Origin of the sequence: Streptomyces caniferus, assembly GCF_009811555.1 — a bacterium.
Classification (GTDB): Bacteria; Actinomycetota; Actinomycetes; order Streptomycetales; family Streptomycetaceae; genus Streptomyces; species Streptomyces caniferus.
Map to the genome: position 1 here is coordinate 1401869 of NZ_BLIN01000003.1, position 25526 is coordinate 1427394.

Sequence of the window (25526 nt, forward strand, 5' to 3'; positions counted from 1 at the left end):
GGTCATGCCTGCGACGATCGATGTGGAACGGTACGCCGAGGGTGTCCGCGCGGGCTCCAGGGCCTGGATCGCCCGCGCCGTCACCCTGGTGGAGTCCACCCGGCCCGACCACCGGGCGGCGGCCCAGCGGCTGCTGGTCGAGCTGCTGCCGCACTCCGGCTCGGCCCGCAGGGTGGGCATCAGCGGGGTGCCGGGTGTCGGCAAGTCGACCTTCATCGACGCCCTCGGCTCGCTGCTGACCGACGCCGGACACCGGGTGGCGGTGCTCGCCGTCGACCCGTCCTCCAGCCGTACCGGTGGCTCCATCCTGGGCGACAAGACCCGGATGGAGCGCCTGGCGACGGACCCGGCGGCGTTCGTCCGCCCCTCCCCCACGTCCGGCACGCTGGGCGGGGTGGCGCGGGCCACGCGGGAGTCCATCGTGGTGATGGAGGCCGCGGGCTACGACGTCGTCCTGGTCGAGACGGTCGGCGTCGGCCAGTCCGAGACCACCGTCGCGGGCATGGTCGACACCTTTCTGCTGCTGACCCTGGCGCGCACCGGCGACCAGCTCCAGGGCATCAAGAAGGGCGTACTGGAGCTGGCGGACCTGGTCTCCGTCAACAAGGCCGACGGCCCGCACGAACGGGACGCCCGTTCAGCGGCCCGCGAACTGTCCGGTGCGCTGCGGCTGCTGCAGCCCCCGGACGCGGCCTGGACGCCTCCCGTACTGACCTGCAGCGCCCGTGAGGGCACCGGCCTGAAGGGGGTCTGGGAGCGGGTCGAGCAGCACCGCACCCTCCTGGAGTCCACCGGGGCACTGGCCGAGCGGCGCCGCGCCCAACAGGTCGACTGGACCTGGTCGATGGTGCGCGACCGGCTGATCGACCGCCTCCAGGAGCACCCCGAGGTGCGCCGGCTGGGCCCCGGTGTGGAACAGGCGGTGCGCGACGGCGAGATCACCGCGACGCTGGCGGCCGAGCGGCTGCTGGCGGCGTTCGGCCTCGGGGACGGCCTGACGGGCTAGGCCCAGGACGACCGCGCTACCGGCGCCCCGGCTCCTCTCCCGGCCGGGTGCGTCGTCCCCGCGCGGCGAAGTGCGCGACGGCCATGTCACGGAACCGGGCGGCGGCCGTGGAGAGATAGCTGTCCTCGCGCCGGACCAGGCTCAGGGTCCGTACGCAGTCCGGGGTGTCGAGGTGCAGCCAGGCGAGCGGCACCTGCGGGAGTTCGGCGCGGGCGACGGCGGGGATCAGGCCGATGCCCAGACCGGCCGCGACCAGGAAGTGCGTGGCGCCGGGCTCATCGCCCTCGCAGGAGATGATCGGCCGGCGCCCGATTTTGCTGAACAGCCGCTCCAGCAGCGCGCGTTGCCAGTGTCCGGTCCTCGTGGTGATGAAGGGCTCATCGGCGATCTCGGCCACCGTGACCCGCTCCCGGGCGGCCAGCGGATGACCGGCGGCCACGACGAGCAGCACCTCGTCGCGCAGCAGCCGCACCGCGCCCAGGCCGGGCCCGGTCAGCGGCTGGGAGGCGACGCAGAAATCGACCTCCCGTGCCCGTAGCTGTTCCCGCATCACCTCGGGGGTGGACTGCAGGCACCGGACGGTGACACCGGGGTGGGCGGCACGGAAGCCGGCCAGCAGCTCGGTGAGCGGCAGCAGCGTCTCGGCGGCCACGGCGACCGAGCCGTCGTCCAGCCCGGCGGCATCGGCCAACTCCCGCCGCCCGTCGTCGAGTTCGCTCAGCGCACGCTCGACCCGTACCAGGAACGCGGCGCCATAGCGGTTGAGCCGGATGGTGCGGCCCTGGCGGTCGAAGAGCGGGACGCCCAGCTCCGCCTCCAGCCGGGCGATCGTCCGGCTCACCGACGGCTGGGCCACCCGTAGTTCCCGGGCGGCCCGGCTGATGTGCTCCCGGCGCGCGACCTCCCGGAAGTAGCGCAGGGACAGCAGATCCATCGGCGTCTCGGGCCTTCCGTGCGGATGAGGGCGGCCCGGGAATCGTCACACACGGCGCGCCCGTGCGCCGTTACGCCGGGAGCCAGGGGCCGGGGCCCGCGGTACCTCCGCTGCGGACTGGTCTCAGCCGCGCGTCGACACCGTCGCCCACACCGTCTTTCCGGTGCGGTCCGGCGACGTCCAGCCCCAGTCGTCGCTCAGCTGGTCGACGATGTGCAGGCCCCGCCCGGATTCCGCCAGGGCGTCCGGTGGCTTGACGACGGGGGCGCCGGTGCCCGCGTCCGAAACCGCGCACAGCACCGTGGAGTTCTGCCGCGTCAGGGCGAGCCAGGCGTTGCAGAAGGGGGCGGGCGCCTCGGGCGCGGCGTCGTCCCCGGGATCCTTGGCGCCGTAGCGCAGGGCGTTGCTGACGAGCTCCGAGACGACCAGGGCCACGTCATCGGCCACGTCGGCACACAACTGCCAGCCCGCGAGCGTGGCCCGGGTGAACCGGCGGGCCTCCGGCACGGTGCGCGCGGAGCCGCTGAGGGCGCAGGCGGCGAATCCGTCGGGGGCGGGCATCCACCAGCTGTCCTCACACAGTTCATCCCGAAGGGCGTCATGCACGGTCTCTGCCGGATGTGTGGTCATCAACATCTCCGCGAGGGGGATTTCAGGGCTGGGCCGGGCTGCCTCGGAGAGCTAATATCCTCGTCAGCCGTCGCATGGTGCAAGTGCATCTGCAATTACATCAGCAAGGACGGTCGCTCAGGGGCGCGTTCACGCCAAGGTGAGCGCAGGCTCGGGATCCGTCGGAGGAGAGACCTCCAGCAAGGGAGCAACTGTTATGGAGCCGGTGACCAACGGCATGCAGGCGACCAGCATCGAAGGTGCCGTCTGGCGCAAGAGCCGCCGCAGCAACCCCAGCGGCAACTGCGTGGAACTGGCGGCCCTTTCGGACGGCGGAGTGGCGGTGCGCAACTCCCGGTTCGCCTCGGGTCCGGCGCTGGTCTACACCCACGACGAGATGGTGGCTTTCGTCCAGGGAGCCAAGGACGGCGACTTCGACGACCTCATCGCCGGCCGCTGACCGTGCGCCGTCGCGATTGGCGCATATGTCGCTCGGATAGTCGCCCCGGCTGTACGAAGCGCTCGGGGCGGTGGGACACTGGGCGTTCGCCCGACCACTCAGGGGAGTCAGCATGACCGCCGCGCAGCCGAGCAGCGATCCGTCCCTGCGCCGCTACCTGGAACATCCGCGGGGCGGTCCGACCGTCCTGCGGATCGTGCTGGGCACCCAGCTCCGCCGGCTGCGTGAAGGGGCGGGCATCACCCGTGAGGCCGCCGGGGACGCCATCCGTGGTTCGCACGCGAAGATCAGCCGCCTCGAACTCGGCCGGGTGAGCTGCAAGGAGCGCGATGTCGCCGATCTGCTGACGCTCTACAACGTCACGGACGAAGCGATCCGTTCCGACTTCCTCAAGCTGGCCCGCAAGACCAGCAGCCCGGGCTGGTGGCACCAGTACAACGATGTGCTGCCCGGCTGGTTCGAGACGCATATCGGTCTCGAAGAGGCCGCCTCGGTGATCCGGACGTACGAAGTCCAGTTCGTTCCGGGCCTGTTGCAGACACCTGACTACGCCCGTGCGGTGGCGCAGCTCGGCCACCCGCGGTCCTCCCCCGAGGAGATCGAGCGGCGGGTCCAGTTGCGCGTACAGCGTCAGGAACTGCTGACCGTCCCGGACGCGCCGCGGGTATGGGCCGTGATCGACGAGGCGTCGCTGCGCCGTCCGCTCGGCGGACCGGACGTGATGGCCGGTCAGCTCAGACATCTGCTGAAGATGACCGAGCTGCCGAATGTGACGCTGCGGTGGCCTGGCGGCGGCCGGTGGCCCGATCACGATCCTGCGCTTCCTGGAGCCGGACCTGCCGGACATCGTCTATCTGGAGCAGCTCACCAGCGCGCTCTATCTGGACAAGCGCGATGATGTCGATCATTACCTCGCGGTGATGGACCGGCTCAGCGCACAGTCCGAGTCGCCCCGCGAATCCCTGGCGATCCTGGAGCGGTTGCTCAAGCAGGAGGACTGACCCGCGGTCCGGGATCGCGTACATCCGGCAGGCGGAGCGAGGCACGCTCGCAGGGCGAACGGGCCTGCGACGGCGGCGATGCGCTTCCGGGGCACCCTCCCTGACCGGGTCATCCCCGGTCAGCGGTGAGGGAACCCGCCACCGGGCCCACCGCCGTGATCGCCCGGTCCGTGATGGCCCGGCCCATGGGGGCCGTCATGGTCGCCGTGACCGTCGTGGTCTCCGTCGCCGTGGTCGCCGTCCGGGCCGCCCGGCCTCCGCGAGAAGGTGACGGTGTCGCAGTAGATCACCGGCCCGGGTGTCGTGGGCGGGGTGGGGCCGTCGGGGCGGATGCCCTCGGTTTCGAGGACCATCAGGCGCAACGGTCCGCCGCGTCGTCCGGGCGGTATCGGGACCTGGCCCGTGTAGAAGGGCGTCCGGGAGGACTCCGCGTCGACGGAGGTGAGGTCGACGGTGGTGTCCTCGAGGGTCACCCAGCCGAGGTCATCGTCGTCGACCAGGCTGTTCCGGCGTTGCAGTGTGGCGGTGATGCGCGGCGGCAGAGAGCCGGTGGGGTCCCAGGAGGGTCCGGTGACGCTGACCGACAGCGGATCGCCGGGCGTGACCCTCAGTTCGCGGTCGGGCAGGGTGCGCACCAGGTCCGCGAGGACGACCGTGGAGGAGATCTCGGCTCCGGGGATGGAATCCGGCTGGTAGCGGACCAGGGCGAGCCGGACGAAGGGCAGGCAGGCGTCCCCGGTGTCCAGGTCCAGGTCGCAGAACCAGCGGCCGACCTTGTCCTCGTCCTCATCGGGCTTCGGAGTGCCCGCTTCGAACTGCGGGGTGAAGCCGACGACCGTGACCGGGAGGGGGCCCGACGGCGTGGCGAGGGAGAGCTTGCCGGACTGCCGCTCCGCGTTGGTGAACACCTCCGCGGTGGGGGCGAAGACCGGCGCGGAACGGTGGATGGGGTCGCGGCCCATCAAGGTGACCCAGGCGTCCCGTACGGACTTCGGATCGCCTCCCGGCGGTTCGCCGAGAACGACGCCGAGCAGTTCGCCGTCTCCGGACGAGAACCAGGAGCGGTCCAGGTACACCCGGATTCCGCGACCGCGCCGTTGGTGGACGATGGGACCGGGCGGCCCGCCGACGTGCTCCAGGGTGAGCGTGGGCACGCAGTACAGCAGCCGTGGCGCCATCGGGGGCTTGCTGCTCGGCACCGAGTGCTCCTGCGCCGTCCCCTCCACGGTCAGCACGTTCTGGCCGGGCGTGGCGAACTGCGGCGGGAAGTAGTCGGCGAACTTGCTGCCGGCCACCGGGTGGTAGCGCACCGTCCGGTGCTTGGTGTCGCCGAATTCATGCTTCGCAGGGGTGGGCGGGAGGGGATGGGGCCTGCCGTCCTGATCGCCCTGGGGGTTGACGGGTTGCGCCACCGCGGCCGTGGCGTCCGCCTTCGCCTTGTCCTCGGCCGCCTGGGTGTTGAAGGTCAGCACGCCGTCCCTGAGCAGGGCGGGCTCGGCGCTCGGGACGCCGTTCCGGCCCGCCGCACGCGCCGTCAGCAGATCGAACACCGGAACGGCCACCTCGCGGGTGGTGCGGCCCGCGAGGCCGGCGTCCGTCACCTCGGTCCACTCGGCGATCAGGTCGATCCGGTCCGTAGTGCCCTCGTCCAGCGCGACGGAGCCGGTGAGGTGCTCGGCCGTCGCTCCGGAGGCACGGGGAACCGTCGGCGTCGACAGGGTCAACACCGGTGATTTCAGTGGTTGTTGCACCGCATGGACGAGTGTCAGTTCCTGCCAGGGCGTGAACATCCAGTGCCGGCTGGCTGCGGCCAGTGCCAGCGTGTCGTCGGTGCGTCGTGCCTCTGCCGCCCTTCTCGCCGCCGCGTCCCCCTCCGTCTCCGACGCGAGCCCCGGTACCGACTCCTCCTGCTCCCGGCACCACCCGGCCATGCCCATGACTTTCTCGTCGAAGTCGATCCTGGAGCACACCCGGACGGTCGCCACGACACCTTTCGGCAGCGATACGGTCAGCACCCGGGAGGCCTCGTCGAAGCGCGGCGGGGCGGTGCCTTCGGCCAGCCGCAGCCGCAGGGACCGGGGGCGGTGCCAGACCTCACCGTCCCAGGGAACCGGGAAGGGCTCCCCGTCGGGCATGCCCGGCAGATCCAGGAAGACCGCTCCCGTGGACAGCGGATCGGGAAGGTAGGGCAGCTCGACCTGCTCGCCGGTGTGCAGAACGGTGTGCACCGGGTGGTCGGGGTCCGCCGCCGACGACCTGACCGGCTCCACCTGAACGTCCGGCTGGGACGGGGAGGTGTCGCTCAACGAGCCGCTCTCCCGGGCGGCCAGATCGTAGACCTCGTCCTGCACGGTCCGGTCCGTGGACCCGATGGCCTCGTCCAGCAGTCCGTGCCACTCGACGCACCGCAGCGACGCCTTCGGTGCCACCACATGCCGTTCGTCGGTCCCCCGGTACGGGCCGTGCCCTTCCGCGGTGACCAGGGAAGACCGGTTGAAGTCCGCGGCGTACTGCTCGGCTGTCCGGCCGCCTCCGGTGCCGGTTCCCGGGCCGGCGTCCGTGCCCGTGCCGCAGTCGACGGCGAAGCCGCTCTTGAGGCCGAGTTTGGTGAGGGACCGGCAGCCGGGCTCACCGTCGGCACCGCTGCCCGTGAAGCCCTGGGCGCGCTGCTCCTCGGCGTACGCGGCCCTGGTCTCGTTGCCGAACGTTCCGTCCGCGCCGTGGGGGAGCAGGTGTCCGTTGTCCATGAGGGCCTGCTGGACGAGGCGGACGTCGTCGTTGTGCTTGCCGAAGGTGACGTTGACCAGGGCGACGGTCCGCACGGTTCCCCCACCGGCCGGGGGCGGGCCGGGCCCGGGGCTGCTCCGGATCACCATCCGGAAGGCCGAGGAACCTTCCTCGAAGGCGAATCTGGGCACGATGGCCGGGGCCAGGACGGGCTCGAACCTCTGGAAGGGCTGCAGTCCGGCCCCGCCGGGGAGCATCAGGGCCGCTGCGTCCTTCGGCGAGGCGGCGGATTCCGCCTGCAGGGCGGCGTCGGCCTCCTCCCTGGTGAGGCCGTTGCCCGCCAGGTCGACGGTCCGCAGCCGCACCCGGTAGTGGTGGCCGAACCGCAGCCTGGGCAGCGAACCGGGCTGTGTCCTGACCATGATCTCCAGCGGCAGCTGCGTCTGCGCCGCGTTGTTGAGCGGTTTCGGCAGGTTGGGCGGGCGGTGATCCTCGACGGACCCCTCGTCGATGTCCAGTACCAGCCCCGGGCGGGGCGCGGACAGCGACCATCCGTCCCAGGTGACCAACTGCTCGGGCACGTAGAGATGGTCGGGGTTGATGGCGTCGCTCGGCGGCGAGGCCAGGTGGGCCTGGAAGAAGCCTTCGTCCGAGGCCGTGAGCAGAACCGGCCCGTCGCGTGGCTCCCGGTACTCCACGACGCGCTCGTGCAGGGAGAACCATCTCTGTCGTTCGTCGTCCCAGATGTCCATCCGGTGGCCGCGGGTCAGGTCCTCGGCGATCAGTTCGGGGGTGGCCTCGGGCTCCTGCGCTACGTGGGGGGCGGCGTCCCCCGGAGACTGCGGGCCCGGCTCCGCCCCCTGTCCGTTCTTCTGCTGCTCGATCACGCGGGCGAAGGCGTCGTCGTGTTCGACCGCCCGCGTGAACTCGTCCGTGAGGCTGCCCAGTCGCTCACTCCTGATCAGCGACAGCCCATGGGTACGCACCGGGGAGAGTCCCGTGGCGTCCTTGGGGGACGAGATCATCTTGCGCGCGGCGCCGTCGATGTCGGCCTGCTCGACGGCGAAATTCGTTGTCACCGCCACGAGGCCGCGGGACGGCGGCGGCAGCGGCTCCTCGTCCGTGAGGCCCTTGCCCGCGGGCACGAAGGCATGACGGTCCGGAAGGAAGACGTAACGAGTGCGGGGGGAGACATCGTGCGAACGATTCCCCAGTGCGGGAGCCCAGTTGGGCGTGACGGTCAGGATGCGCCCGCCCGAGGACACGGGAAGCCGATCGGCCGGCAGGACGAAGTCCAGGACGAGGCCGAGGGTCCGGAGCAAGGTGGGGTGGTCACCGAGCGAGGTGAGCATCTGGTGGAAGTCGGGATCCTGCTTGGGCGGTCGCGGCCGCCGGATCGGCTCTCCGTCGGCGAGCGTGGGGGCGGGGTGCATGGTGAGCGTGTGGAAGCCTTTCAGCCCGGTCAGCTCCTGAGGCATGGGGGGCTCGTCGTCCGCGGCGGTGTCGCCGGCCGCCGTGGCCACGTCCCCGGTGCCCGTTGCGGTGTCACGCGCTGAGCGCAGCAGCGCCCTGGTGGAGGGCGGGGTCTCGGGCGACATCTTGGCCGCTTCCACATACCGTTCCTTGGTGAAGGTGCCGACTTCGTTCGCCGAGTAGGTGTGGAACGTGTCCGGGTCGGTGTGGCTTTCGAAGACGTAGGGGTCCAGCGGCGTCCGGCTGCCGAAGAGACCCTTCCACAGGTCGGTGTCGGGCGGCGGGCCCAGCGGCTTCAGACCGCTGACGAAGGGCGCCGAGGAGGCGGAAGTACGGTCCCCGGTACCGAAGTCGAAGGTGGCCGCCTTGACCTTCTCCGGCCAGGAGAGGAAATCGGGGAAGTGCGGTCCCAGCGTGGTGCGCGTCGTCGTCGTGTCGGACGTCACCAGTCGCGGGGCGATGAACACCGACACGCTGACCTGCGTACCGTCCTCCGAGAGACCGGCGGGGAGAACGGTCCAGTTGATGTGCTGTTCGAAGTCCATTCTCGTCTCCCCGCGGCTCACGCGGCGAACGCCGCGCAGTACTCACGCCAGTCGTGTTCTTTCGAGATGCACTGGGCGAAGGTCGGGTCGCCCGGCGCGCCGGAAAAGCTCCGCTCCAGTTCGAGCTTGACGGACTTGCTGAAGAAGGCGATCCGCACGCTGACCGTGAGGGTGCCCCGGCCACGGACCACTGACTGTCCGTCGTGCTTTTCGTAGCTGAGTTCCAGATAGAACTCGACGGACACCGTGACGATGCCCAGCACGGTGAGGAAGCCGTTGCACCGCAGATATCCGGCCAGGGTGACGTCGCCGTCCGCGAACAGGAAATGGATGCCTGCCATGACCGACACACCGCCGCTCGCGACACCCAGGTCCAGTGCCGCGCTGCCGCCGAACTCCAGGGCTCCCTCGACCTCCTTCACCCCGCTGGTGTCGACCAGCATGGAGAAGTAGCCTCCGCCCCCGAACAGCGAGACCGTGACGGTGAAGGGGTGCTTCTGCTCGGAGACCGAGAAGCGGAAGGAGACCGGCTTGTTGTCGAAGGGGATCGCCACCTCCGCGGACAGGGCGAGGTTCGACAGCATGAAGACGCCGAGCGGGATCGCCGGAAGCGCGAGTTGGTAGCCGACACGGATACCGCTGGGCCGGATGTCCAGGAACGCGCCGGTACCGAAGACGTCGGCGGGCAGGGCGGCGCGCAGGCTGTTGAGGAACTCCAGCTCATTGCTGAACTTGAGCTCCACACCGGAGGCCGTCACATCGGGTTTCTTTCCCGGACCGGTGCTGAACTTCAACTCGTCGAACTCCACTCGGGCCATACCGAAGAAGTTCATCGCGAAGTGGCTCAGTTTGCCGTCCACGGTGGCCTTGTCGACGGCGTCCTTGGAGCGGACGGTGCGGGCGTCCAGGATCAATGAGGCCTTGGACACATCGATAAGGGCGTTCGGGTCCGGCATGTTGTCGGGCGTCTTCGGTGCATCCAATGGCGGCTTCCACACATACCGCAGTTCCTTGCCCTGACCGTCGGCCAGATCGCGGATGCGCAGCACGGGTGTCGGCAGTTGACCGTTCGCGTCCTTGAGTATGGCCGCGATCTGGTCGTCGCCGAGCTGACGCAATGCGTCGAAGTTGTCCTTGACCAGGCCCTTCAGGTACTTGCCCAGATCGATGCCGAGCAGCTGGGCCCCGCCGAAGGCATTCCTGATGGCCTCGATGTCCTTCGCGCCGACGACCGCCCCGCCGGCGTCCGTGGTGAAGACGTCCGGGACCACGCCTGCCCGGCTGGTGATCGTCTTCACCGCGGAATTGGGGCTGGAGAGTCCACCGGCCTGCTCGGCCCCGAAGGTGAGGCTGAGCGGCTTCTGCAGATCCAGGTACGCGCCCGCCGGGTGTCCCTCCATGGTCTGCTGCAGATACGTAGCGTTGAACACGACCTTGAGATCACCACCGTTGGGGGTGAATTGCTCGACGGCGGGGACGCGTACCGCCGCCTCGTGCACACAGGGCTGGCCCACCACAGGGGTGCCGCCCTGCGGGCCGAGCCCGAAGGTCAGGGTGCCGACTGCGTGGCTGGTACTGCCGGGGGTCTCGGCGGGCGGCTGCGCCATGGCCACCACCTGGCCGTTCAGCGGACGTTGCAGTCGGTCGCCCAGCCTCGGCTCTTTGTTCTTGTCGTACAGCTCCGTCAGACGCCCCTGTTCGTTGGGCGTCCCGTCCGCCACGAACACCAGCGGCATGGTGAAACCGACCTGTCGGCCCTCGCTGTCCGTGCCGATCACGGTGAACTCGAAGTCCTCCAGGGAGTCACGGAGAACCACCCAGAAGGCATCGGGCTTTGTGGCCGGCGGTCGAATCAGCGGGGTGACGCGATCGGTGATGCGCAGCGTACGGAAGGGCATCTCGCGTCCCTGATGCGGGAACCCGGTGCTCGCTCCGTACTGGACCTCCGGCTGCTTGACGACGATGTACTCCTCCTGCTGCAGGTAGGCGACGATCCCGTCGTCCGGCCGAGCGACGAACACGCGCCTGGTCTCCGTCACGTCCAGGGCTTCATGACCGGTGCACAGGCGGCCGTGATTGACGACGCGGACGTACTGGTCACGTCCCAGGCCCGTGATGTGGTCGTAGGCCACCAGGCTCGGGGCACGCCGGCCGGCCAGCGTGTAGCGGTCGATGGCCGGCTGCGACAGCGGCTCCCAGGCGCCGTGCAAGTGGGCCGAGGTCCCCAGGGGCGTGACGAGGAACTGCTCCGCGTGCAGGGGCGCACTGTGGACTTCGAGTGGCCCACCCGGCCCTCCGGGCAGCTCGATCCGGCTGGTGAGGGTGACGAGGTCCTCCAGGGTGGCGCCGGCCACCGGGGCACCCCCTGGCAGCGCGCCCCCGCCCGTGACCGTCGCGAAGGCCCGCAGCTGAACGTCGCCGTCCTGTTCACCGAGCAACCGGGCGTGCCACAACACGGTGCGGCCGTCGAGCTGTTGGAGTCGGGGTCCCCCCACCCAGTCCACGGGGGCGTCGTAGGTGATCAGCAGCCGGGTGGGGAACTCGATGACACTTCTGGGGATGCCCTGGAAGACCGTCGATCCCGGCGTGTCCGGGATCTGCGGGCCGACCGGCACCGTCATCGGTACCAGACGCGCCCAGTCGAGCAGCGCGTCCAGCGACAGGTCCAAGCTGTCGATGCTGTCCGGCACCGAGAATGCCAGTCGGGTCGAGCCGGCGGTGACGGCCTTCATGGGAGCGGTGACGGCGTTCAGATTCGGAGGGACCTCTTCCACTACGTGCTGCGCCGGCAGCCCGACGAGGACGAACGTGGGCTGGTCCCGTTCCCGCCGCACCAGGCGGCGGCCCTCGACGCGCAGGTTGACCAGTGCGATGTCGACGACGAGCATGTCCGCGGGCCGCACCACCCGGAACGGCCCCTCCGCGACGTCCACCTCGTGCGGCGGGTGTTCCGGGGGCCGGTCGGGGCCGGGGTGCGGCGGACCGGGGTGCGGCGGGCCAGGGTGCGGGCCGTGCGGGCCGTGCGGCGGACCCCCGGGGCCCCCGCCGAAGCCGCCGCCAAAGCCCCCTCCGAAGCCACCGCCCCCGAACCCGTCGCCGCCGGCGCGGTCACCGCGGTCGCCGCCGTGGTCATCGTGCTGACCCTCGCCCTCACCCGGATGGTTGCGCAGCTCTGCCCCGAGCCTCAGGGAGACCGGACGGCGGATGGAGAACGACATGAGGAACGCCTCACCGAACTCATGTGAAGGAAGAGTCGTGAAGAGTCGTACGAGCGGTGAGGTGCGGCGAAGGCACCTTCACCCCTCTTCCATGCTCACTCCGGTGGCGGACGCCCGCCACTGGGGAGCGGGACGGCAACGGCCGGCGGGGGTTCCGACCGGTGCAGTCCCTCCAGGCGTCGGGGCCGGAGGCCACCGAGCCCGACTGCGACCTCTCCAGCTCCAACCACGGGGACACCCCGCCGAGTTGTCGGCGACGCCACCGGTGACCGGGTGCGGGCCGGCAGCCGCGGGGCTAGCGTGGAAAGGGAGGCGCCGTGCCGCCCGTGTTCCGGACGACGTCCCGGCCCCTCTGCCCCTTCCTCCCTCAGGCGGATCGCTATGTCCTCCACCGTTCGCATCGCCGGCGCGCTGCCCACGCCGGACGCCGACCCGAGCCTGAGCATCGTCTTCGCCGGCGGCTGGTCGGTGGGTTACGACTGGGCGGCGGACCACGTGGTCATCGCGGGCGCGCCGGTGCAGCCGCTGTTCCCCTCGCCGTTCGACCGCGACCTGGACGGCGCGCTGCTCGGCCAACAAGCCTTCAGTGACTTCGAGTACGTCTTCCAGGGCGGCAACTACCAACGGATCAAGCTGGTCGGTCTGCAGCCGGACGGCGACCCCGCCTCGACGGCGGAAAACTGGTCCCTGCCGTCCGACTGGACCGCGCTGGACGCCGTCTTCCCGGGCGGTGGGGTGAAGAGCGGCTTCGCCTACTTCTTCCACGGCCCGGACTACATGCGCTTCGACTGGCCGGCCAACGCCGCCTCGGCCGACTACCCGAAGCCGATCGGCCCGAACTGGCACACCAGCGGCGCCTTCACTCACGACCTGGACGGCGAGATCACCGGCCTGCGGGCCTTCGGCACCAAGGCGTACCTGTTCCGGACCGTCACCACCAGGGTGAACAGGGACGGCAGACGGACCTCGAGCGGTGGCTTCGTCGTGAATGCTCCGGTCTACTGCCGTTACGACTTCAACGGGGAGGTCGTCGACAACACCGTCACCGATCCGGTCGATGTCGTCGGCCAGTGGAACGGCCTCTTCCCGCTGCTCGATGCCGGACCCGCCATCGAGCTCGGCCTGGACTGGATCCGCGCGGCCGAATCAGCGGCCGCCGCGACACCGCTCGCCCCCGCCACCCGAACGGCGTTCGGGCATCACTTCATGACCGGCTCCCCGGACGCGACCGTGGTCAACACGGTCCGCAGCCGGCTGACGCAGATCCACGAGCGGCTCACCGATCTTCCGAATCAGTTCAAGTGGACCGCGGACCTGGGGTTTCCGGCCGTGACCGCCCCGGGCGCACTGACTCAGATCGGGGACGAGTTCTCGACCTTCCACGGGCCCAACGGCCGGGCGGCGGCGCTGATCCATGAGGCGTGCCACTTCCGCTTCGACGCCGGCGTCGACGTACCGGAGTGGTCGGACGAGGTGATCGACGGTGTGCCGCAGGGCCCGGCCGTGATCAACGGCGTCACCATGCCCCGCTACAGCACCATCCCTACCACCGACGCCCTGGTGAACCCGAGTTCGTACGCCGCGTTCGCGCAGGAGACCGCGCTGGGCGACGACACCCGGTTCGGTGCCGCCCGACCTCAGCTCTGAACACGGCGCTGATGCGGCGCTCCAGTGCTCCGGTTCCCCGTCGGAGACGTTGTGGAAGCGGCTCTCCCCCAGCTCGGCCCTGCGCACCTCCACGGTGTGGAAACGGCACGGAGGGGCGGGGCGCCTACCGGGCGCCCCGCCCCTCCGTGCGTGTGGTGCGATCGCGCTACGGCTTGCGGGCCACACCGCCGAATTCGATCCACTCCTGGGTGAGCTGCTTGGGACCGAGGTCCGCATCCGGCATCCAGGTGGAGACCTCCACCAGACCCGGCTCCTGGACCTCCAGCCCCTCCAGGAATCCGGCCAGCTCATGGGCCTGCCGCACCCGGCCCCACTGGCCGTGGGTGCTGACCCGCATGAACTCGGTCACGAAGTCGCGGGTGGCGGCGTCCTCGCTGACCAGCTGACACACCACCAGGAAGCTGCCCGGCACCAGCCGGTCGGCGACCCGCTTGATGAGACCGGCCGGGTCATCGGCGTCGGGTATGCAGTGGAGGACCGAGACGAACAGCGCGGCGACGGGCCGGTCGAAGTCGATCAGCCGCTCGACCTCGGGGCTGCCGAAGATCCCGTCGGTGTCCCGCATGTCCGCCTGGATCACGGCCGTGTGGGCGTTCTCCTCCAACAGCGCGCGGCCGTGCGCCAGCACGATGGGGTCGTTGTCGACGTAGACCACCCGGGAGTCCGGGTCGACCTGCTGGGCGACCTGGTGGACGTTGTCCTGGGTGGGCAGGCCTGATCCGTGGTCGATGAACTGACGGATGCCGTGTTCGCGAGCCAGCCAGCGGACCACCCGCTGCAGGAAACGCCGGTTGTTGATCGCCAGCACCTGGGTACTCGGGACGACCTTGCTCAGCTCTTCACAGGCCTCGCGGTCCACGGCGTAGTTGTCCTTGCCGCCCAGGTAGTAGTCGTACATCCGCGCCACACTCGGGATGCTGACATCGACGGCGCTGGACTGCGATCGTGATTCCTGGCTCATTCCACACTTTCCCGTCGCTTCGACAGTCATCAGCCATGGGGCAGGGGTGATCGCTCCGTACAGGAGTGACCACGCGCTGCAAGCCCCCAACATACCCACCGAACGTCGGTTGTTGCAGACGAGCGGCAGGGTCCCTTGCGGGCAAGTGCCGGGTGCCACCTCACCGGCACAGTTGAGCGCCCCAACAAGCGTACGGATCTGGGGTGTTCATTCGGCCAGGCCACAGCCCGTCTGCCCGTCATGGCCGTCGCGGCCGCCACGGCCGTCGTGCCCGTCACGGCCGGGAATCGCCCCCTCGGGGTTCGACTCCGCCCCGCGAGCTCCCCGACGCGGGGGTACGGGCCGCCACCACGCCACTCACAGGCGGCGGCCCGTTCCTCTTCCCCCGGCGACACCCGACGCCGGGCACGCCCCCATGCGGTCCGGAACCGGCCGAGGAGCGCACTCGGGCCCGACCCGCATCCGGTTCCACCACGGCAGCCACCCGAGCAACAGCCGTTGTGGAAAGGGGCGTTGCGTGAGGACGCCTACCACCGTCGGCCCGCTTTACACCTGTCGATCGGGCCCGCCCGCACACGCCCGTGCTCGCCCACTGACTTACTTCCACGTAAACTTACTCACCAGTAACGTTGCGGTAAGCTGGCACGAATGACTGACACACGCAGGCGACGCGTCCCCCGCCCGGTCCGGGAGCAGCAGATCATCGACGCGGCGATCAAGGTCTTCGCCAAACGCGGCTACCACGCCGCCTCGGTCGACGAGATCGCCGAACTCGCCGGGATATCCAAGCCGATGGTCTACCTCTACCTCGATTCCAAGGAGGGGCTGTTCCTCGCCTGTCTGCGGCGCGAGACCGAGCGCCTGGTGACCGCGCTACGGGCTGCCGCGGGCCCCGCGCACACCCCCGAGCTGCGGCTGCGGGCGGGGCTGCTCGCGTTCTTCACCTTCGTCACCGAACACCGTGACAGCTGGGTGGTACTGCACCGTCAGGCGTCGGAGCTGAGCCCGGCGATCGCGGCGGAGCTGGCCCGGTCCCGGCTGGCGGTGGTGACGGAGGTCTCCGGGCTGGTCCGGGCCGACAGCGCGGAGGGTACCGGGCCCGCCTGCCCCGACGACGAGGCCGACTTCGTGACGTACACCCTGGTCGGGGCGGCGGACTCGCTCACCGACTGGATGACGCTCCACCCCGACGAGCCCCCGGAGCGGATCACCCTGCGGCTGATGAACATGGTGTGGGTGGGGATGCGCAATGTCCGCGACGGCGAGGTGTGGACGACGCCGGCTCAGGAGTCGTAGGGGCGCGCGCCACGGCGCTTGCGGTACTGGCCGGGCGCCCTGCCCGGCCGGTACAAGAGAGGGATGACCACAGAGCAGAGTGAGTTGTCGACCGCCCCGGGGGCCGCGCCCGCCACCGAGGAACCCGGCATCGAGGAGATGGTGCGCGCCAACCAGGCGAACTGGGACGCCCGCACCCCGGTCCATGTGGCCAGCGCGTTCTACGGCCTGGACGGTTCCCGGTCCGCCGAGGACTGGTTCGCGCCGTTCGAATGGACGGATCTGGGTGAGCTGGCCGGGCGGGACGTCCTGCATCTGCAGTGTCATCTGGGCACCGAGACGGCCGCGTTCGCCGAGCGTGGCGCGCGCACGGTGGGCCTCGACTTCTCCGCGGCGGCGGTCGGCGAGGCACGACGGCTCGCCGAGGAGGCCGGCCGGAGCGTGGAGTTCGTCCGGTCCGATGTGCACCGGGCGGTGGAGGCGCTGGGCGAGCGCCGGTTCGATGTGATCTACACGGGCAAGGGCGCGCTGTGCTATCTGCCCGATCTGACCGCCTGGGCCGAGATCGTCAGTGCGCTGCTCCGGCCCGGGGGGACGTTCTATCTCGTCGAGTTCCATCCGCTGCTCGACTCCCTGGGCCCGACGCCGAGCCCCGACAGCCAGCAACTACAGCTCCGCCACGACTACTTGGGCGGCCGCGGACCGCTCCGGAGCGATACGCCGTCCACGTACACCGACGGTCCGCCGGTGCAGGGTGCCACGACGAGTTACGAGTGGCGGCACGGCCTGGGGGAGGTGATCTCCGCCGTGATCGGGGCGGGGCTGACCGTGCAACTGGTACGGGAGACCGAGCTGTTGCCCTGGAAGAGGTTCGACTCGATGGTGCCGTCGGAGAACGGCTGGTGGCGGCTCCCGCCGTCGGAGCCGATCGTTCCGCTGCTGTATGCCCTGCGGGCGGTGAAGGCCTGAGCCACCGGCCGACAGGGGGGGCGTTCGACGGTCCGGTCCGGCGGGCGCCTCAGCTCGCCGGACCGTGGATCCGGCGGTGGGTCAGCGCCCACCAGACCTCCGCGAGGTCAGCCGGATCACGCAGGCTGGTGCCGGTGATCTCCTCGAAGCGCCGGAGGCGGTTGCGCAGGGTGTTGGGGTGGACGTAGAGGGTCCGCGCGGCGGCCTCCAGGCGCAGGCCCTGCTGGAGGTAGGCGGCCGCGGCCTCCTCCAACTGGGCGCCGTCCTCGCCCCGTTCGGCCAGCGGCGCCAGGCGCAGCCCCACCAGCTGCTCCCCTACCGCCGGGAGCGCCACGACCGTGGCCCGCAGCCCCAGCTCCTCACGGGTGAACGCCCCGACGAGCCCGAACCCGGCGGCGGCCCGGAGCGCCTGGGTGGCCCGGGTGAATTCCGCGGCGAGTCCGGACGCGGGGGCCGGGGCGCCGAGCCCCAGGACCAGCCCGCGGCACAACCCGGCAGGCCGGCCGGTCAGCAGTCCCGCCACCTCCGCGTCCACGGTCGTGACCAGCGGTTTCCCGCTCTCGTCCAGGGCGAGCCAGGGGCGCAGCAGGGCGACGATCCGGTCGAAGGCGCGGTCGCCGGGGCCGGGATGGCCGACGGCAGGCAGCTCGGGGGTGCGGTCCGGCGCACCGGGCGAGGGATCCTCGGGCAGGCGTGCGCGGAAGGGGAGGCGGAGCGCGCTCCGGTCGTACCAGCCGTCCGGGGCTTCTCCGTCGTCGGGGTGTCCGCCGGCCCGGGGCCCTTCGGCCGGATCGTCGCCGCCGGGACCGGCGCCCCACGCGCCGCCCGCGGAACGGGAACTCCCCCACCGCGCCTCGCCGAGCAGCAGGGCGCGGACCAGCGCCGCGCGCCGACGGTCCGTCATCGCGTCGCCCGGGAAGCCGACCCGGCAGCTGCGCACGATGCGCAGGGTGTTGGCGTCGACCCAGGCCCGGAGCGTCTCGGCGATCGGCAGCAGGTCCTCGGCGGTGCCGCGCCGGGCCGCCATCTCCTCGCCGAACCGGCGCCAGACGATGTCCGTTCCGATCCGGTAGGCCGAGATGATGTCCTCGGCGGGCAACGAGCGGGCCAGCGCCGTCACCTCGTCGAGGTGTGTCTCCGGGATGGCGTACGCCCGGCCGTCGCCGTGCCCCTGTGGTCCCCGCCGCTCCTCGGACCAGCGCTGCACCAGTGACAGGCCGTTGCGCAGGGACGCCAGCACCCGCGGTCGGAGCTGGCCCACCGACACCCCTGCGTAGGAGGGGATTTGGGCCCGCAGGCCGCCGATGACCTCGTCGGTGAGGGCGTCGATCGCGGCATGCAGCGCGGCGACGGACTCCGGCACCGTTGTGGAAGTCTCCACCCGTCCCCTCCCGACTCGGTGTCTTTCCCCATGGCGAAAGCGATCATTCGTCGCCATGCTACGAGGAAGCCGCCCGAACCCCTACAGATGTTCGATCCTGGACGACTTTTCCCCGCCGTCCGGATCCGTCCCGGCGTTCGGCGCCCGGCCCCGCTGTGCCTCCCCATCACCCCCCGCATCATCAAGGAATCCCATGGCTGTTTCCTGGCGTCGTATCGCGGTGCCCGCCGCCGCGGTCGGCGTACTCGTCCCCGCCGCCCTCGGCACCCATGCGCTGCTCTCGCACTCCGAGGAGCCCGGCACGTCCGCGGCCGGCATACGGGCCACCGGGCCGACGGCCCCGGGTGCCGTGCCGGACGACGCCCGGGCCACCGGTCCGGAGGGCACCGCCGCGGTGGCCCGGCCGTCCGATGCGCCGACCCGCTCCGGCAATTCGGTCTCCGTGCAGCTCTCGTCGTACGACGCGCAGCGCAAGCAGGCGGAGCTCAAGCCGTCGGCCGGCAAGACCGTACGGACCGGGGACGTGATCGCCGCCGCGCCGAACCGGCACGCCCCGTCGGGTGCGCTGTTCAAGGTCGGCAAGGTCACCGGTTCCCGCGACGGCAAGGTCCGGGTGACCACCGCCCCCGCCACGCTCTCGGAGCTGCTCGGCGATCAGAAGGTGGACCAGCGCGCGGCGTTGCAGCCCGGTGAGGTCTCGGTCAGGCCGCTCTCCTCGGGTGTCACCGTGCAGAAGCCCGCCGCCGGCACCGCGGCGGGCAGCGACGGCCCGGCCACCCCGTCCGGCAGCCCCGGCGCCACCCCCTCCGGCTCCCCGAGCCCCTCGGCATCCGCTTCCTCCGGGGTCCGCACCCAGCTCGTGCCCTCCGGTACCCGCCCGGCCGCCACCTCCTCCGGCAGCACGCTGTCGCCCGACGCGCGCAAGGCGCTCACCACCCTGCGGCTGGGCGTCAACGTGCCGCTGCCCAAGGGCGTGGAGGCGACCGGCAAGTCTCCCGCCAAGCTGGCCGGCGAGGTGACCTTCCGGCCCGAGCTGATCTTCCAGTACGAGAAGCGCGGCGGGCTGAACCTGCTGCCGCAGCGCGCGGCCATCGGCCTCGGCGGCTCGTACGCCTACGGCTGGCAGGTGCACGGCAAGGTCCGCGGGACCGCCGACACCGGGCAGGTCGCGGTGCCGCTGGCGGCGGTCACCGGACGGCACGTCTTCTGGGTGGGCCCGGTCCCCGTCGTGGTCAGCACCGAGGTCACCTTCACCTACCGCTTCACCGCGGGCGGGCGCATCGTGCTCGACGCGGACCAGCGCACCTCCGGCTCGTTCGCCGTCGGCGCGAAGTACGACCGCCAGGCCGGATGGCAGGCGCTGCACGAGGCACACCAGCAGACCAAGGGAGCCGCTCCCCGGGTCGAGGGTGCGGCCACCGCGACGGCCCGTGTCGGCGCGCACGCGCAGGTGTTCCTCTACGACACCGCGGGCGTCGGCGGCGACCTCTCCGTCCACCTCACCGGGCGGGCCGCGGCGAGCAACGGCAGCGCCCCGGCCTGGGCGCTCAGCGCGGGTTACGACCTCAAGACCGAGCTGATGCTGCAACTGAAGATCTTCGGCATCCAGATCGCCGACCTCAGGACCACGCCGTTCGCCCTGCACGACGAGCGCAAGCTCTTCGGACGGGGGAAGCTGCCCGCCGCCTGAGCCTTCACTCCGCACACGCAAGGACGGCGCCCCCGGGACATCTCTCCCGGGGGCGCCGTCCTTGCGTCCGCGTGGCCTTGGCGGTCGTCGGCGTACCGACGCCGCCGCTCTCACCCCAGCCGCCGGTACTCCGAGCGCAGCAGCTGTTCCTTCGCCGGCCCGCCGACCCGCCACTCCAGATGCCAGGTGTCCGGCCCGGTGACGGTGAAGCATCCCGCGTACCGGTCCGCGGCACAGGGGTGGACGGCGCTCCAGCGGCCGGTCCGGAGGTCGAGGTCGTGGAAGGGCCGGCCGTCGGCGAAGTCGACCTCGGCGGTGCCGTCCGGCCGGGGCCGCAGCCACAGGGTGCGGCTCGCCGGGTACTGGGTCCCGCCCCAGTTCAGTCGCCCCTCCTCGAAGTGGAGCAGCCCGTCCCCCGCCGGATCGGTACGGAACTCCGCGGTGCCGCGGAAGCCGCCCTCGGTGCCGGCCCGCAGGTCGTACACGGTGCGCTCGATGCTCCAGCGGCCGGAGAGGTACGCCGCGGCATCGGGGACGGGGTACGGAGACGGCTCGGCGACCGGCCCCGGCACCGCGCCATGCTCCGGGTCCTGCTGAGGCTCCCGCCCACGCCTTCGGTCCGGCTCACTGCCCATCCCCCCATTCTCCCGTCCGCCCGCCGGGTCACTCCGTCGGCCCCACCCGGTGCCGTTCCCTCTCCCCCGGCCCTTCGTACCGTGCGGAGCCGCACCGCCCGTCTTACTCTCGGTTCAGTGATCGTCACCGAGGTCCGCGCGGCGGGCCGCCCGTCGGCCCGACGCCGTCGGCCGGGGCGCCGCGCCCGCCGCTGCCGCCTCGTACGAGCCGGAGACCGGAGGCACCACCATGCCGGAGCTGTTCATCGGCGGTCTGTGGACCGCAGCGGCCGACGGGCAGGTGCGGGAGATCCGCTGCCCGGCGGACGGCACGCTGGTCGCGACCGTCGACGAGGGCGGGCCGAAGGACGCGGCGACGGCCATCGGCGCCGCCCGGACGGCCTTCGACGACGGGTCCTGGCCACGGACACCGGCGGCCGAGCGCGGCCGGCTGGTGCTGCGCGTCGCCGAGCTGCTGGAGCGCGACAAGGACGCGCTGGCCAGGGCCGAATCGCTGGACACCGGCAAGCGGCTGGTCGAGAGCGGCTACGACATGGACGACATCGCCAACTGCTTCCGCCACTTCGGCAACCTCGGCGCGTCCGGCGGTACCGACCGGGTGGTGGACGCCGGCGACCCGGAGATCGACAGCACGGTGCGGCACGAGCCGGTCGGCGTCTGCGCGCTGATCACCCCGTGGAACTACCCGCTGCTGCAGACCGCCTGGAAGGTCGCCCCCGCCCTGGTCACGGGCAACACCTTCGTCCTGAAGCCCAGTGAGCTCACCCCGCACACCGCCATCCACCTCATGCGTCTGCTGGCCGAGGCCGGGCTGCCGGACGGCGCGGCCAATCTGGTGCTGGGCACCGGCCAGGCCGTGGGCGCGCCGCTGACCGAGGATCCACGGGTGGACATGGTGTCGTTCACCGGCGGTCTGCTCACCGGCCGGCGCATCATGGCCGCGGCGGCGCCCACGGTGAAGAAGATCGCCCTGGAACTGGGCGGCAAGAACCCGAACATCGTCTTCGCGGACGCCGATTTCGACACCGCCGTCGACTACGCCCTGATGGCGGCCTTCCTGCACTCCGGGCAGGTCTGCTCGGCGGGCGCCCGGCTGCTCGTCCAGGAGGAGCTGCACGATGCGTTCGTCGACGAGCTGGTCTCCCGCACCCAGCGGATCCGGCTCGGCGGGCCGTTCGACGAGCACGCCAGGACCGGCCCGCTGATCTCGGCCGCGCACCGCGAGAAGATCGAGGCGTATGTGGCGGCCGGGCTCGACGAGGGCGCCGTACTGCTCTGCGGCGGCTCCCGGCCCGACGATCCGTCGCTGGCGAACGGCTTCTACTACCTGCCGACCGTGCTGGACGAGTGCACCCCGGACATGTCCGTCGTACGCGACGAGAGCTTCGGCCCGGTGCTGACCGTCGAACGGTTCCGTACCGAGGACGAGGCGGTCTCGCTCGCCAACGACACGGTGTACGGGCTGGCCGGAGCGGTGTGGACGCAGGACAGCGGACGGGCCCACCGGGTCGCCGCCCGGATGCGCGCGGGAACGGTGTGGATCAACGACTTCCATCCCTATGTGCCCCAGGCGGAGTGGGGCGGGATGAAGCAGTCGGGCATCGGGCGCGAGCTGGGGCCCGCGGGGCTGGCCGAATACCAGGAGGCCAAGCACATCTGGCGCAATACCGCGCCGCGTCCGCAGAGGTGGTTCGAGTGACCGACGCCGACTCCCCGCGCCCGGGCACCCGGGCCGACGGTTCGCACGACGACGACTCGCTCGCCGAGCTCGGCTACAAGCCGGAACTCAAGCGCACCCTGGGCAACTTCCACACCTTCGCCGCCGGAATCAGCTACATCTCCATCCTCACCGGCACCTTCCAGCTGTTCTACTTCGGCATCGCCCACGGCGGGCCGGCGTACTGGTGGTCCTGGCCGATGGTCTTCCTCGGGCAGCTGATGGTGGCGCTGTGCTTCTGCGAGCTGGCCGCCCGCTACCCGGTGGCCGGATCGGTCTACAACTGGTCCAAGAAGCTCGGCGGCCCGCACATCGGCTGGCTCGGCGGCTGGATGATGGTGACCGCCACCATGGTGTCGCTGTCCGCGGTGGCGCTGGCGTACCAGGTGACGCTGCCGCAGATCTCGTCCTGGTTCCAGTTCATCGGCGACGGCACCGGCAAGTCCGCGGCCGAGAACGCCGTGGTGCTCGGCACCATCCTCATCACCTTCACCACCCTGGTGAACGCCTTCGGCGTCAAGCTGATGGCGCGGATCAACTCCGCGGGCGTGGCGATCGAACTCATCGCCGCCATCGTCCTGATCATTCTTCTCGCCGCGCACGTCACCCGCGGCCCGGGCGTCGTGCTGAACACCTTCGGTCTGGGCAGCGGCGAGAACCTCGGCTACTTCGGTGCGTTCCTCACCGCGGCACTGGCCTCGGCGTACGTCATGTACGGCTTCGACACCGCCTCGTCGCTCGGTGAGGAGTCCAAGGACCCCGGTCGCAACGCGCCCCGCGCCATCCTGCGGGCGCTGGTCGCGTCCTTCCTCATCGGCGGCCTGATCCTCCTGTTCGCCCTGCTCTCGGTGCCCGATCTGCACTCCGCGAAGCTGTCCGTGGACGGCCTGCAGTACGTGGTGCTCTCCACGCTCGGCTCGACCATCGGACAGATCGTGCTGTGGTGTGTGGTCATCGCGATCACCGTGTGCGAGCTGGCGGTGCACACGGCCGGCATCCGGCTGGCGTTCGCCATGGCCCGGGACAACAACCTCCCGGCCGCCTCCCTGCTGGCCAAGGTCAGCCCCCGCTTCCAGACGCCGGTGCTGCCGGCCGTCGTCATCGGCCTGGTGGCGATCGGCATCCTCCTCATCAACGTCAACCAGCCGCAGATCTTCTCGGTGATCACCAGCATCGCGATCATCATGATCTACCTGGCCTACCTGGCGGTCACCCTGCCGATGCTGTTCCAGCGGCTGCGCGGCAACTGGACGCCGGCCAAGGGGAAGTTCTCCCTGGGCAAGTTCGGCCTTCCGGTGAACATCCTCGCCGTGCTCTGGGGCTTCGGGATGTCCCTCAACCTCGCCTGGCCGCGCGCCGCGGTCTACAACGCGACCGGCCCGCAGCACTGGTACCTGCGCTGGGGCGCCTTCCTGTTCATCGGCGTCGTGGCGATCGGCGGGTTCACCTACTACTGGTTCGTCCAGCGCAAGCGCACCGGCGTCCTGGCCATGCATGCGGCCGTCACCCCCGACAGCGGCGGCCCGGGCAACAGCAGCACCCCCACCCCCTGATCAGGAGCGCGCGATGTCCCGAGAGGCCCCTGTGGACGAGTTCGACTACGTCGTGGTCGGCGGCGGCACGGCCGGTTCCGTCGTGGCGGCCCGGCTCAGCGAGGACCCGACGGCCACCGTCTGCCTCCTGGAGGCCGGCCCCTCCGACGTCGGTGATGAGAACGTGCTGCGCCTGGACCGCTGGATGGGGCTGCTGGAGTCCGGCTACGACTGGGACTATCCGGTCGAACCGCAGGAGAACGGCAACAGCTTCATGCGGCACGCCCGCGCCAAGGTGCTCGGCGGCTGCTCCTCGCACAACTCCTGCATCGCCTTCTGGGCCCCGGCCGAGGACCTCGACGAGTGGGCCGCGATGGGCTGTACGGGCTGGAGCGCGGCCGACTGCTTCCCGCTCTACCAGCGGCTGGAGAACAACGACGCCCCCGGCGACCACCACGGCCGCAACGGCCCGGTCACCCTGCGCACCGTCCCGCCGCACGACCCGTGCGGGGTGGCGCTGCTGGAGGCCTGCGTGGCGGCCGGCATCCCGACCACGCCGTTCAACACCGGTAAGACCGTCGTCCGGGGCGCGAACTGGTTCCAGATCAACTGCCGCCCGGACGGCACCCGTTCCTCCGCGTCGGTGTCCTATCTCCACCCCCTCCTGGGCACCCGCAAGAACCTGGAGGTGCGCACCGGGCTCCAGGCCAGACACCTGAACTTCGACTCCGCCCGGCGCTGCACCGGCGTGGACTACCTCGCGCCCGACCTGATCCACACCCGCACCGTCAACGCCCGCCGCGAGACCGTCGTCTCCTGCGGCGCCATCGACTCCCCGAAGCTCCTCATGCTCTCCGGCATCGGCCCGGCCACCCATCTGCGGGCCACCGCCATCGAGCCGATCGTCGACTCCCCCGGCGTGGGCTCCCACCTCCAGGACCACCCGGAGGGCGTGATCATGTGGGACGCCAAGCAGCCCATGGTCGACACCTCCACCCAGTGGTGGGAGATCGGCATCTTCGTGAACACCGAACCCGGCCTCGACCGCCCGGACCTGATGTTCCACTACGGCCAAGTGCCCTTCGACATGAACACCTACCGTCGCGGCTACCCCACCTCGGAGAACGCCTTCTGCCTCACCCCGAACGTCACCCGGGCCCGCTCGCGCGGCACGGTCCGGCTGCGCACCCGCGACTTCCGTGACAAGCCCATGGTGGACCCGCGCTACTTCACCCACGAACACGACATCCGCGTCATGACCCACGGGCTGCGCCTCGCGCGCGAGATCGTCTCCCAGACGCCCATGGTCGAGTGGGCCGGTACCGAACTCGCCCCCGGGCCGTCCACGCACTCCGACGCCGACCTGTTCGAGTACGTCCGCGCCACGCACAACACGGTCTACCACCCCGCGTCCACGGTCCAGATGGGCGCCCCCGACGACCCGTCGACGCCCCTCGACCCCCACCTGCGCGTCAAGGGCGTTACCGGCCTGCGGGTGGCCGACGCTTCGGTGATGCCGTTCCTGCCGGCCGTGAACCCCTGTATCACCACGATGATGATCGGGGAGAAGTGTGCGGATCTGATGCGCAGCGACTGATGCGCCCCGGCCGATCACGGATCGACGGAGCGCACGGCAACGACCTACGAGGTGGGCTCCCTTCGCCGGCATGGTCCGGATCAGGTGCTTGGGGGTCGCCGTCCGGTCTTGCGACCTTCCGGCCTCTC

The 25526-nt window shown here is 70.9% G+C and carries 17 protein-coding genes and 1 pseudogene; 10 read left to right on the forward strand and 8 right to left on the reverse strand.

The window, feature by feature from the left end; genetic code table 11:
* The first annotated feature begins 4 nt into the window (after nucleotides 1–4).
* Nucleotides 5–1006 (forward strand): methylmalonyl Co-A mutase-associated GTPase MeaB, encoded by a 1002-nt coding sequence (meaB, locus tag Scani_RS14735; protein WP_159474992.1) that lies wholly within the window; start codon nucleotides 5–7, stop codon nucleotides 1004–1006.
* 16 nt (nucleotides 1007–1022) lie between these two features.
* Here meaB and Scani_RS14740 read toward each other — a convergent pair whose 3' ends face one another.
* Nucleotides 1023–1940: a LysR family transcriptional regulator gene (locus tag Scani_RS14740; RefSeq protein WP_159474995.1), complete on the reverse strand. Its 918-nt coding sequence runs from the start codon at nucleotides 1938–1940 to the stop codon at nucleotides 1023–1025.
* A 123-nt stretch (nucleotides 1941–2063) separates the two neighbouring features.
* On the reverse strand, nucleotides 2064–2570 hold the full coding sequence (locus tag Scani_RS14745; RefSeq protein WP_159474998.1) for an ATP-binding protein: 507 nt from the start codon (nucleotides 2568–2570) through the stop codon (nucleotides 2064–2066).
* Between the two features lie 196 nt (nucleotides 2571–2766).
* Between Scani_RS14745 and Scani_RS14750 the strand changes: the two genes are divergently transcribed.
* Nucleotides 2767–3009 (forward strand): DUF397 domain-containing protein, encoded by a 243-nt coding sequence (locus Scani_RS14750; protein WP_159475001.1) that lies wholly within the window; start codon nucleotides 2767–2769, stop codon nucleotides 3007–3009.
* A 112-nt stretch (nucleotides 3010–3121) separates the two neighbouring features.
* Nucleotides 3122–4010 (forward strand): annotated as a pseudogene (locus tag Scani_RS14755) (Sco1979 family transcriptional regulator).
* A gap of 119 nt (nucleotides 4011–4129) precedes the next feature.
* Here Scani_RS14755 and Scani_RS40880 read toward each other — a convergent pair.
* A complete protein-coding gene (locus Scani_RS40880) occupies nucleotides 4130–8755 on the reverse strand; it encodes a peptidoglycan-binding domain-containing protein (protein ID WP_246295792.1) in 4626 nt (1541 codons plus the stop codon).
* Nucleotides 8756–8772: 17 nt separating this feature from the next.
* Nucleotides 8773–11973 carry a hypothetical protein gene (locus Scani_RS40355; protein ID WP_159475004.1) on the reverse strand — a complete coding sequence of 1067 codons (3201 nt, stop codon included), beginning with the start codon at nucleotides 11971–11973 and terminating at the stop codon, nucleotides 8773–8775.
* 381 nt (nucleotides 11974–12354) lie between these two features.
* Here Scani_RS40355 and Scani_RS14770 point away from each other — a divergent pair, with 381 nt between their 5' ends.
* Nucleotides 12355–13620 (forward strand): hypothetical protein, encoded by a 1266-nt coding sequence (locus tag Scani_RS14770; protein ID WP_159475007.1) that lies wholly within the window; start codon nucleotides 12355–12357, stop codon nucleotides 13618–13620.
* Nucleotides 13621–13786: 166 nt separating this feature from the next.
* Here the strand turns inward: Scani_RS14770 and Scani_RS14775 are convergent, their stop codons facing one another.
* A complete protein-coding gene (locus Scani_RS14775; RefSeq protein ID WP_159475010.1) occupies nucleotides 13787–14602 on the reverse strand; it encodes an SAM-dependent methyltransferase in 816 nt (271 codons plus the stop codon).
* 648 nt (nucleotides 14603–15250) lie between these two features.
* On the opposite strand from Scani_RS14775, the gene Scani_RS14780 reads away from it, so the two are divergent.
* Nucleotides 15251–15898, forward strand: a complete 648-nt coding sequence (locus Scani_RS14780) for a TetR/AcrR family transcriptional regulator (protein ID WP_159475012.1) — start codon at nucleotides 15251–15253, stop codon at nucleotides 15896–15898.
* A 63-nt stretch (nucleotides 15899–15961) separates the two neighbouring features.
* A complete protein-coding gene (locus Scani_RS14785; protein WP_159475015.1) occupies nucleotides 15962–16846 on the forward strand; it encodes a class I SAM-dependent methyltransferase in 885 nt (294 codons plus the stop codon).
* Nucleotides 16847–16895: 49 nt separating this feature from the next.
* Here the strand turns inward: Scani_RS14785 and Scani_RS14790 are convergent, their stop codons facing one another.
* A complete protein-coding gene (locus Scani_RS14790; protein WP_246295793.1) occupies nucleotides 16896–18227 on the reverse strand; it encodes a PucR family transcriptional regulator in 1332 nt (443 codons plus the stop codon).
* A 193-nt stretch (nucleotides 18228–18420) separates the two neighbouring features.
* On the opposite strand from Scani_RS14790, the gene Scani_RS14795 reads away from it, so the two are divergent.
* The gene (locus Scani_RS14795) at nucleotides 18421–19917 is read left to right on the forward strand and encodes a hypothetical protein (protein ID WP_159475018.1); all 1497 of its coding nucleotides are present in this window, start codon (nucleotides 18421–18423) and stop codon (nucleotides 19915–19917) included.
* A gap of 110 nt (nucleotides 19918–20027) precedes the next feature.
* Here Scani_RS14795 and Scani_RS14800 read toward each other — a convergent pair whose 3' ends face one another.
* Together Scani_RS14800 and Scani_RS41740 are read right to left on the reverse strand one after the other, a co-directional pair.
* On the reverse strand, nucleotides 20028–20552 hold the full coding sequence (locus tag Scani_RS14800; protein ID WP_159475021.1) for a DUF6314 family protein: 525 nt from the start codon (nucleotides 20550–20552) through the stop codon (nucleotides 20028–20030).
* A gap of 114 nt (nucleotides 20553–20666) precedes the next feature.
* Complete coding sequence (locus Scani_RS41740; RefSeq protein ID WP_281391929.1) at nucleotides 20667–20798, reverse strand: hypothetical protein; 132 nt, start codon at nucleotides 20796–20798, stop codon at nucleotides 20667–20669.
* Here Scani_RS41740 and Scani_RS14805 point away from each other — a divergent pair.
* The 3 genes from Scani_RS14805 to Scani_RS14815 are packed head-to-tail and all read left to right on the forward strand — an operon-like array spanning nucleotide 20782 to nucleotide 25398.
* Nucleotides 20782–22251 (forward strand): aldehyde dehydrogenase family protein, encoded by a 1470-nt coding sequence (locus Scani_RS14805; protein ID WP_159475024.1) that lies wholly within the window; start codon nucleotides 20782–20784, stop codon nucleotides 22249–22251. The two genes, Scani_RS41740 and Scani_RS14805, sit on opposite strands and share 17 nt — an antisense overlap.
* A complete protein-coding gene (locus Scani_RS14810) occupies nucleotides 22248–23822 on the forward strand; it encodes an APC family permease (RefSeq protein ID WP_159475027.1) in 1575 nt (524 codons plus the stop codon). Before Scani_RS14805 ends, Scani_RS14810 begins: the two co-directional genes overlap by 4 nt.
* Before the next feature lie 13 nt (nucleotides 23823–23835).
* Nucleotides 23836–25398 (forward strand): GMC family oxidoreductase, encoded by a 1563-nt coding sequence (locus Scani_RS14815; RefSeq protein WP_159475029.1) that lies wholly within the window; start codon nucleotides 23836–23838, stop codon nucleotides 25396–25398.
* Nucleotides 25399–25526 lie beyond the last annotated feature (128 nt).

Bases quoted from the DNA above. Each gene is read 5' to 3' on its own strand.
- meaB (WP_159474992.1), top strand. From the start codon at position 5: ATGCCTGCGACGATCGATGTGGAACGGTACGCCGAGGGTGTCCGCGCG.
- Scani_RS40355 (WP_159475004.1), bottom strand. From the start codon at position 11,973: ATGTCGTTCTCCATCCGCCGTCCGGTCTCCCTGAGGCTCGGGGCAGAG.
- Scani_RS14780 (WP_159475012.1), top strand. From the start codon at position 15,251: ATGACTGACACACGCAGGCGACGCGTCCCCCGCCCGGTCCGGGAGCAG.
- Scani_RS14775 (WP_159475010.1), bottom strand. From the start codon at position 14,602: ATGAGCCAGGAATCACGATCGCAGTCCAGCGCCGTCGATGTCAGCATC.
- Scani_RS14750 (WP_159475001.1), top strand. From the start codon at position 2,767: ATGGAGCCGGTGACCAACGGCATGCAGGCGACCAGCATCGAAGGTGCC.
- Scani_RS14770 (WP_159475007.1), top strand. From the start codon at position 12,355: ATGTCCTCCACCGTTCGCATCGCCGGCGCGCTGCCCACGCCGGACGCC.
- Scani_RS14745 (WP_159474998.1), bottom strand. From the start codon at position 2,570: ATGACCACACATCCGGCAGAGACCGTGCATGACGCCCTTCGGGATGAA.
- Scani_RS14795 (WP_159475018.1), top strand. From the start codon at position 18,421: ATGGCTGTTTCCTGGCGTCGTATCGCGGTGCCCGCCGCCGCGGTCGGC.
- Scani_RS41740 (WP_281391929.1), bottom strand. From the start codon at position 20,798: ATGAACAGCTCCGGCATGGTGGTGCCTCCGGTCTCCGGCTCGTACGAG.
- Scani_RS14740 (WP_159474995.1), bottom strand. From the start codon at position 1,940: ATGGATCTGCTGTCCCTGCGCTACTTCCGGGAGGTCGCGCGCCGGGAG.
- Scani_RS14815 (WP_159475029.1), top strand. From the start codon at position 23,836: ATGTCCCGAGAGGCCCCTGTGGACGAGTTCGACTACGTCGTGGTCGGC.
- Scani_RS40880 (WP_246295792.1), bottom strand. From the start codon at position 8,755: ATGGACTTCGAACAGCACATCAACTGGACCGTTCTCCCCGCCGGTCTC.
- Scani_RS14800 (WP_159475021.1), bottom strand. From the start codon at position 20,552: ATGGGCAGTGAGCCGGACCGAAGGCGTGGGCGGGAGCCTCAGCAGGAC.
- Scani_RS14805 (WP_159475024.1), top strand. From the start codon at position 20,782: ATGCCGGAGCTGTTCATCGGCGGTCTGTGGACCGCAGCGGCCGACGGG.
- Scani_RS14785 (WP_159475015.1), top strand. From the start codon at position 15,962: ATGACCACAGAGCAGAGTGAGTTGTCGACCGCCCCGGGGGCCGCGCCC.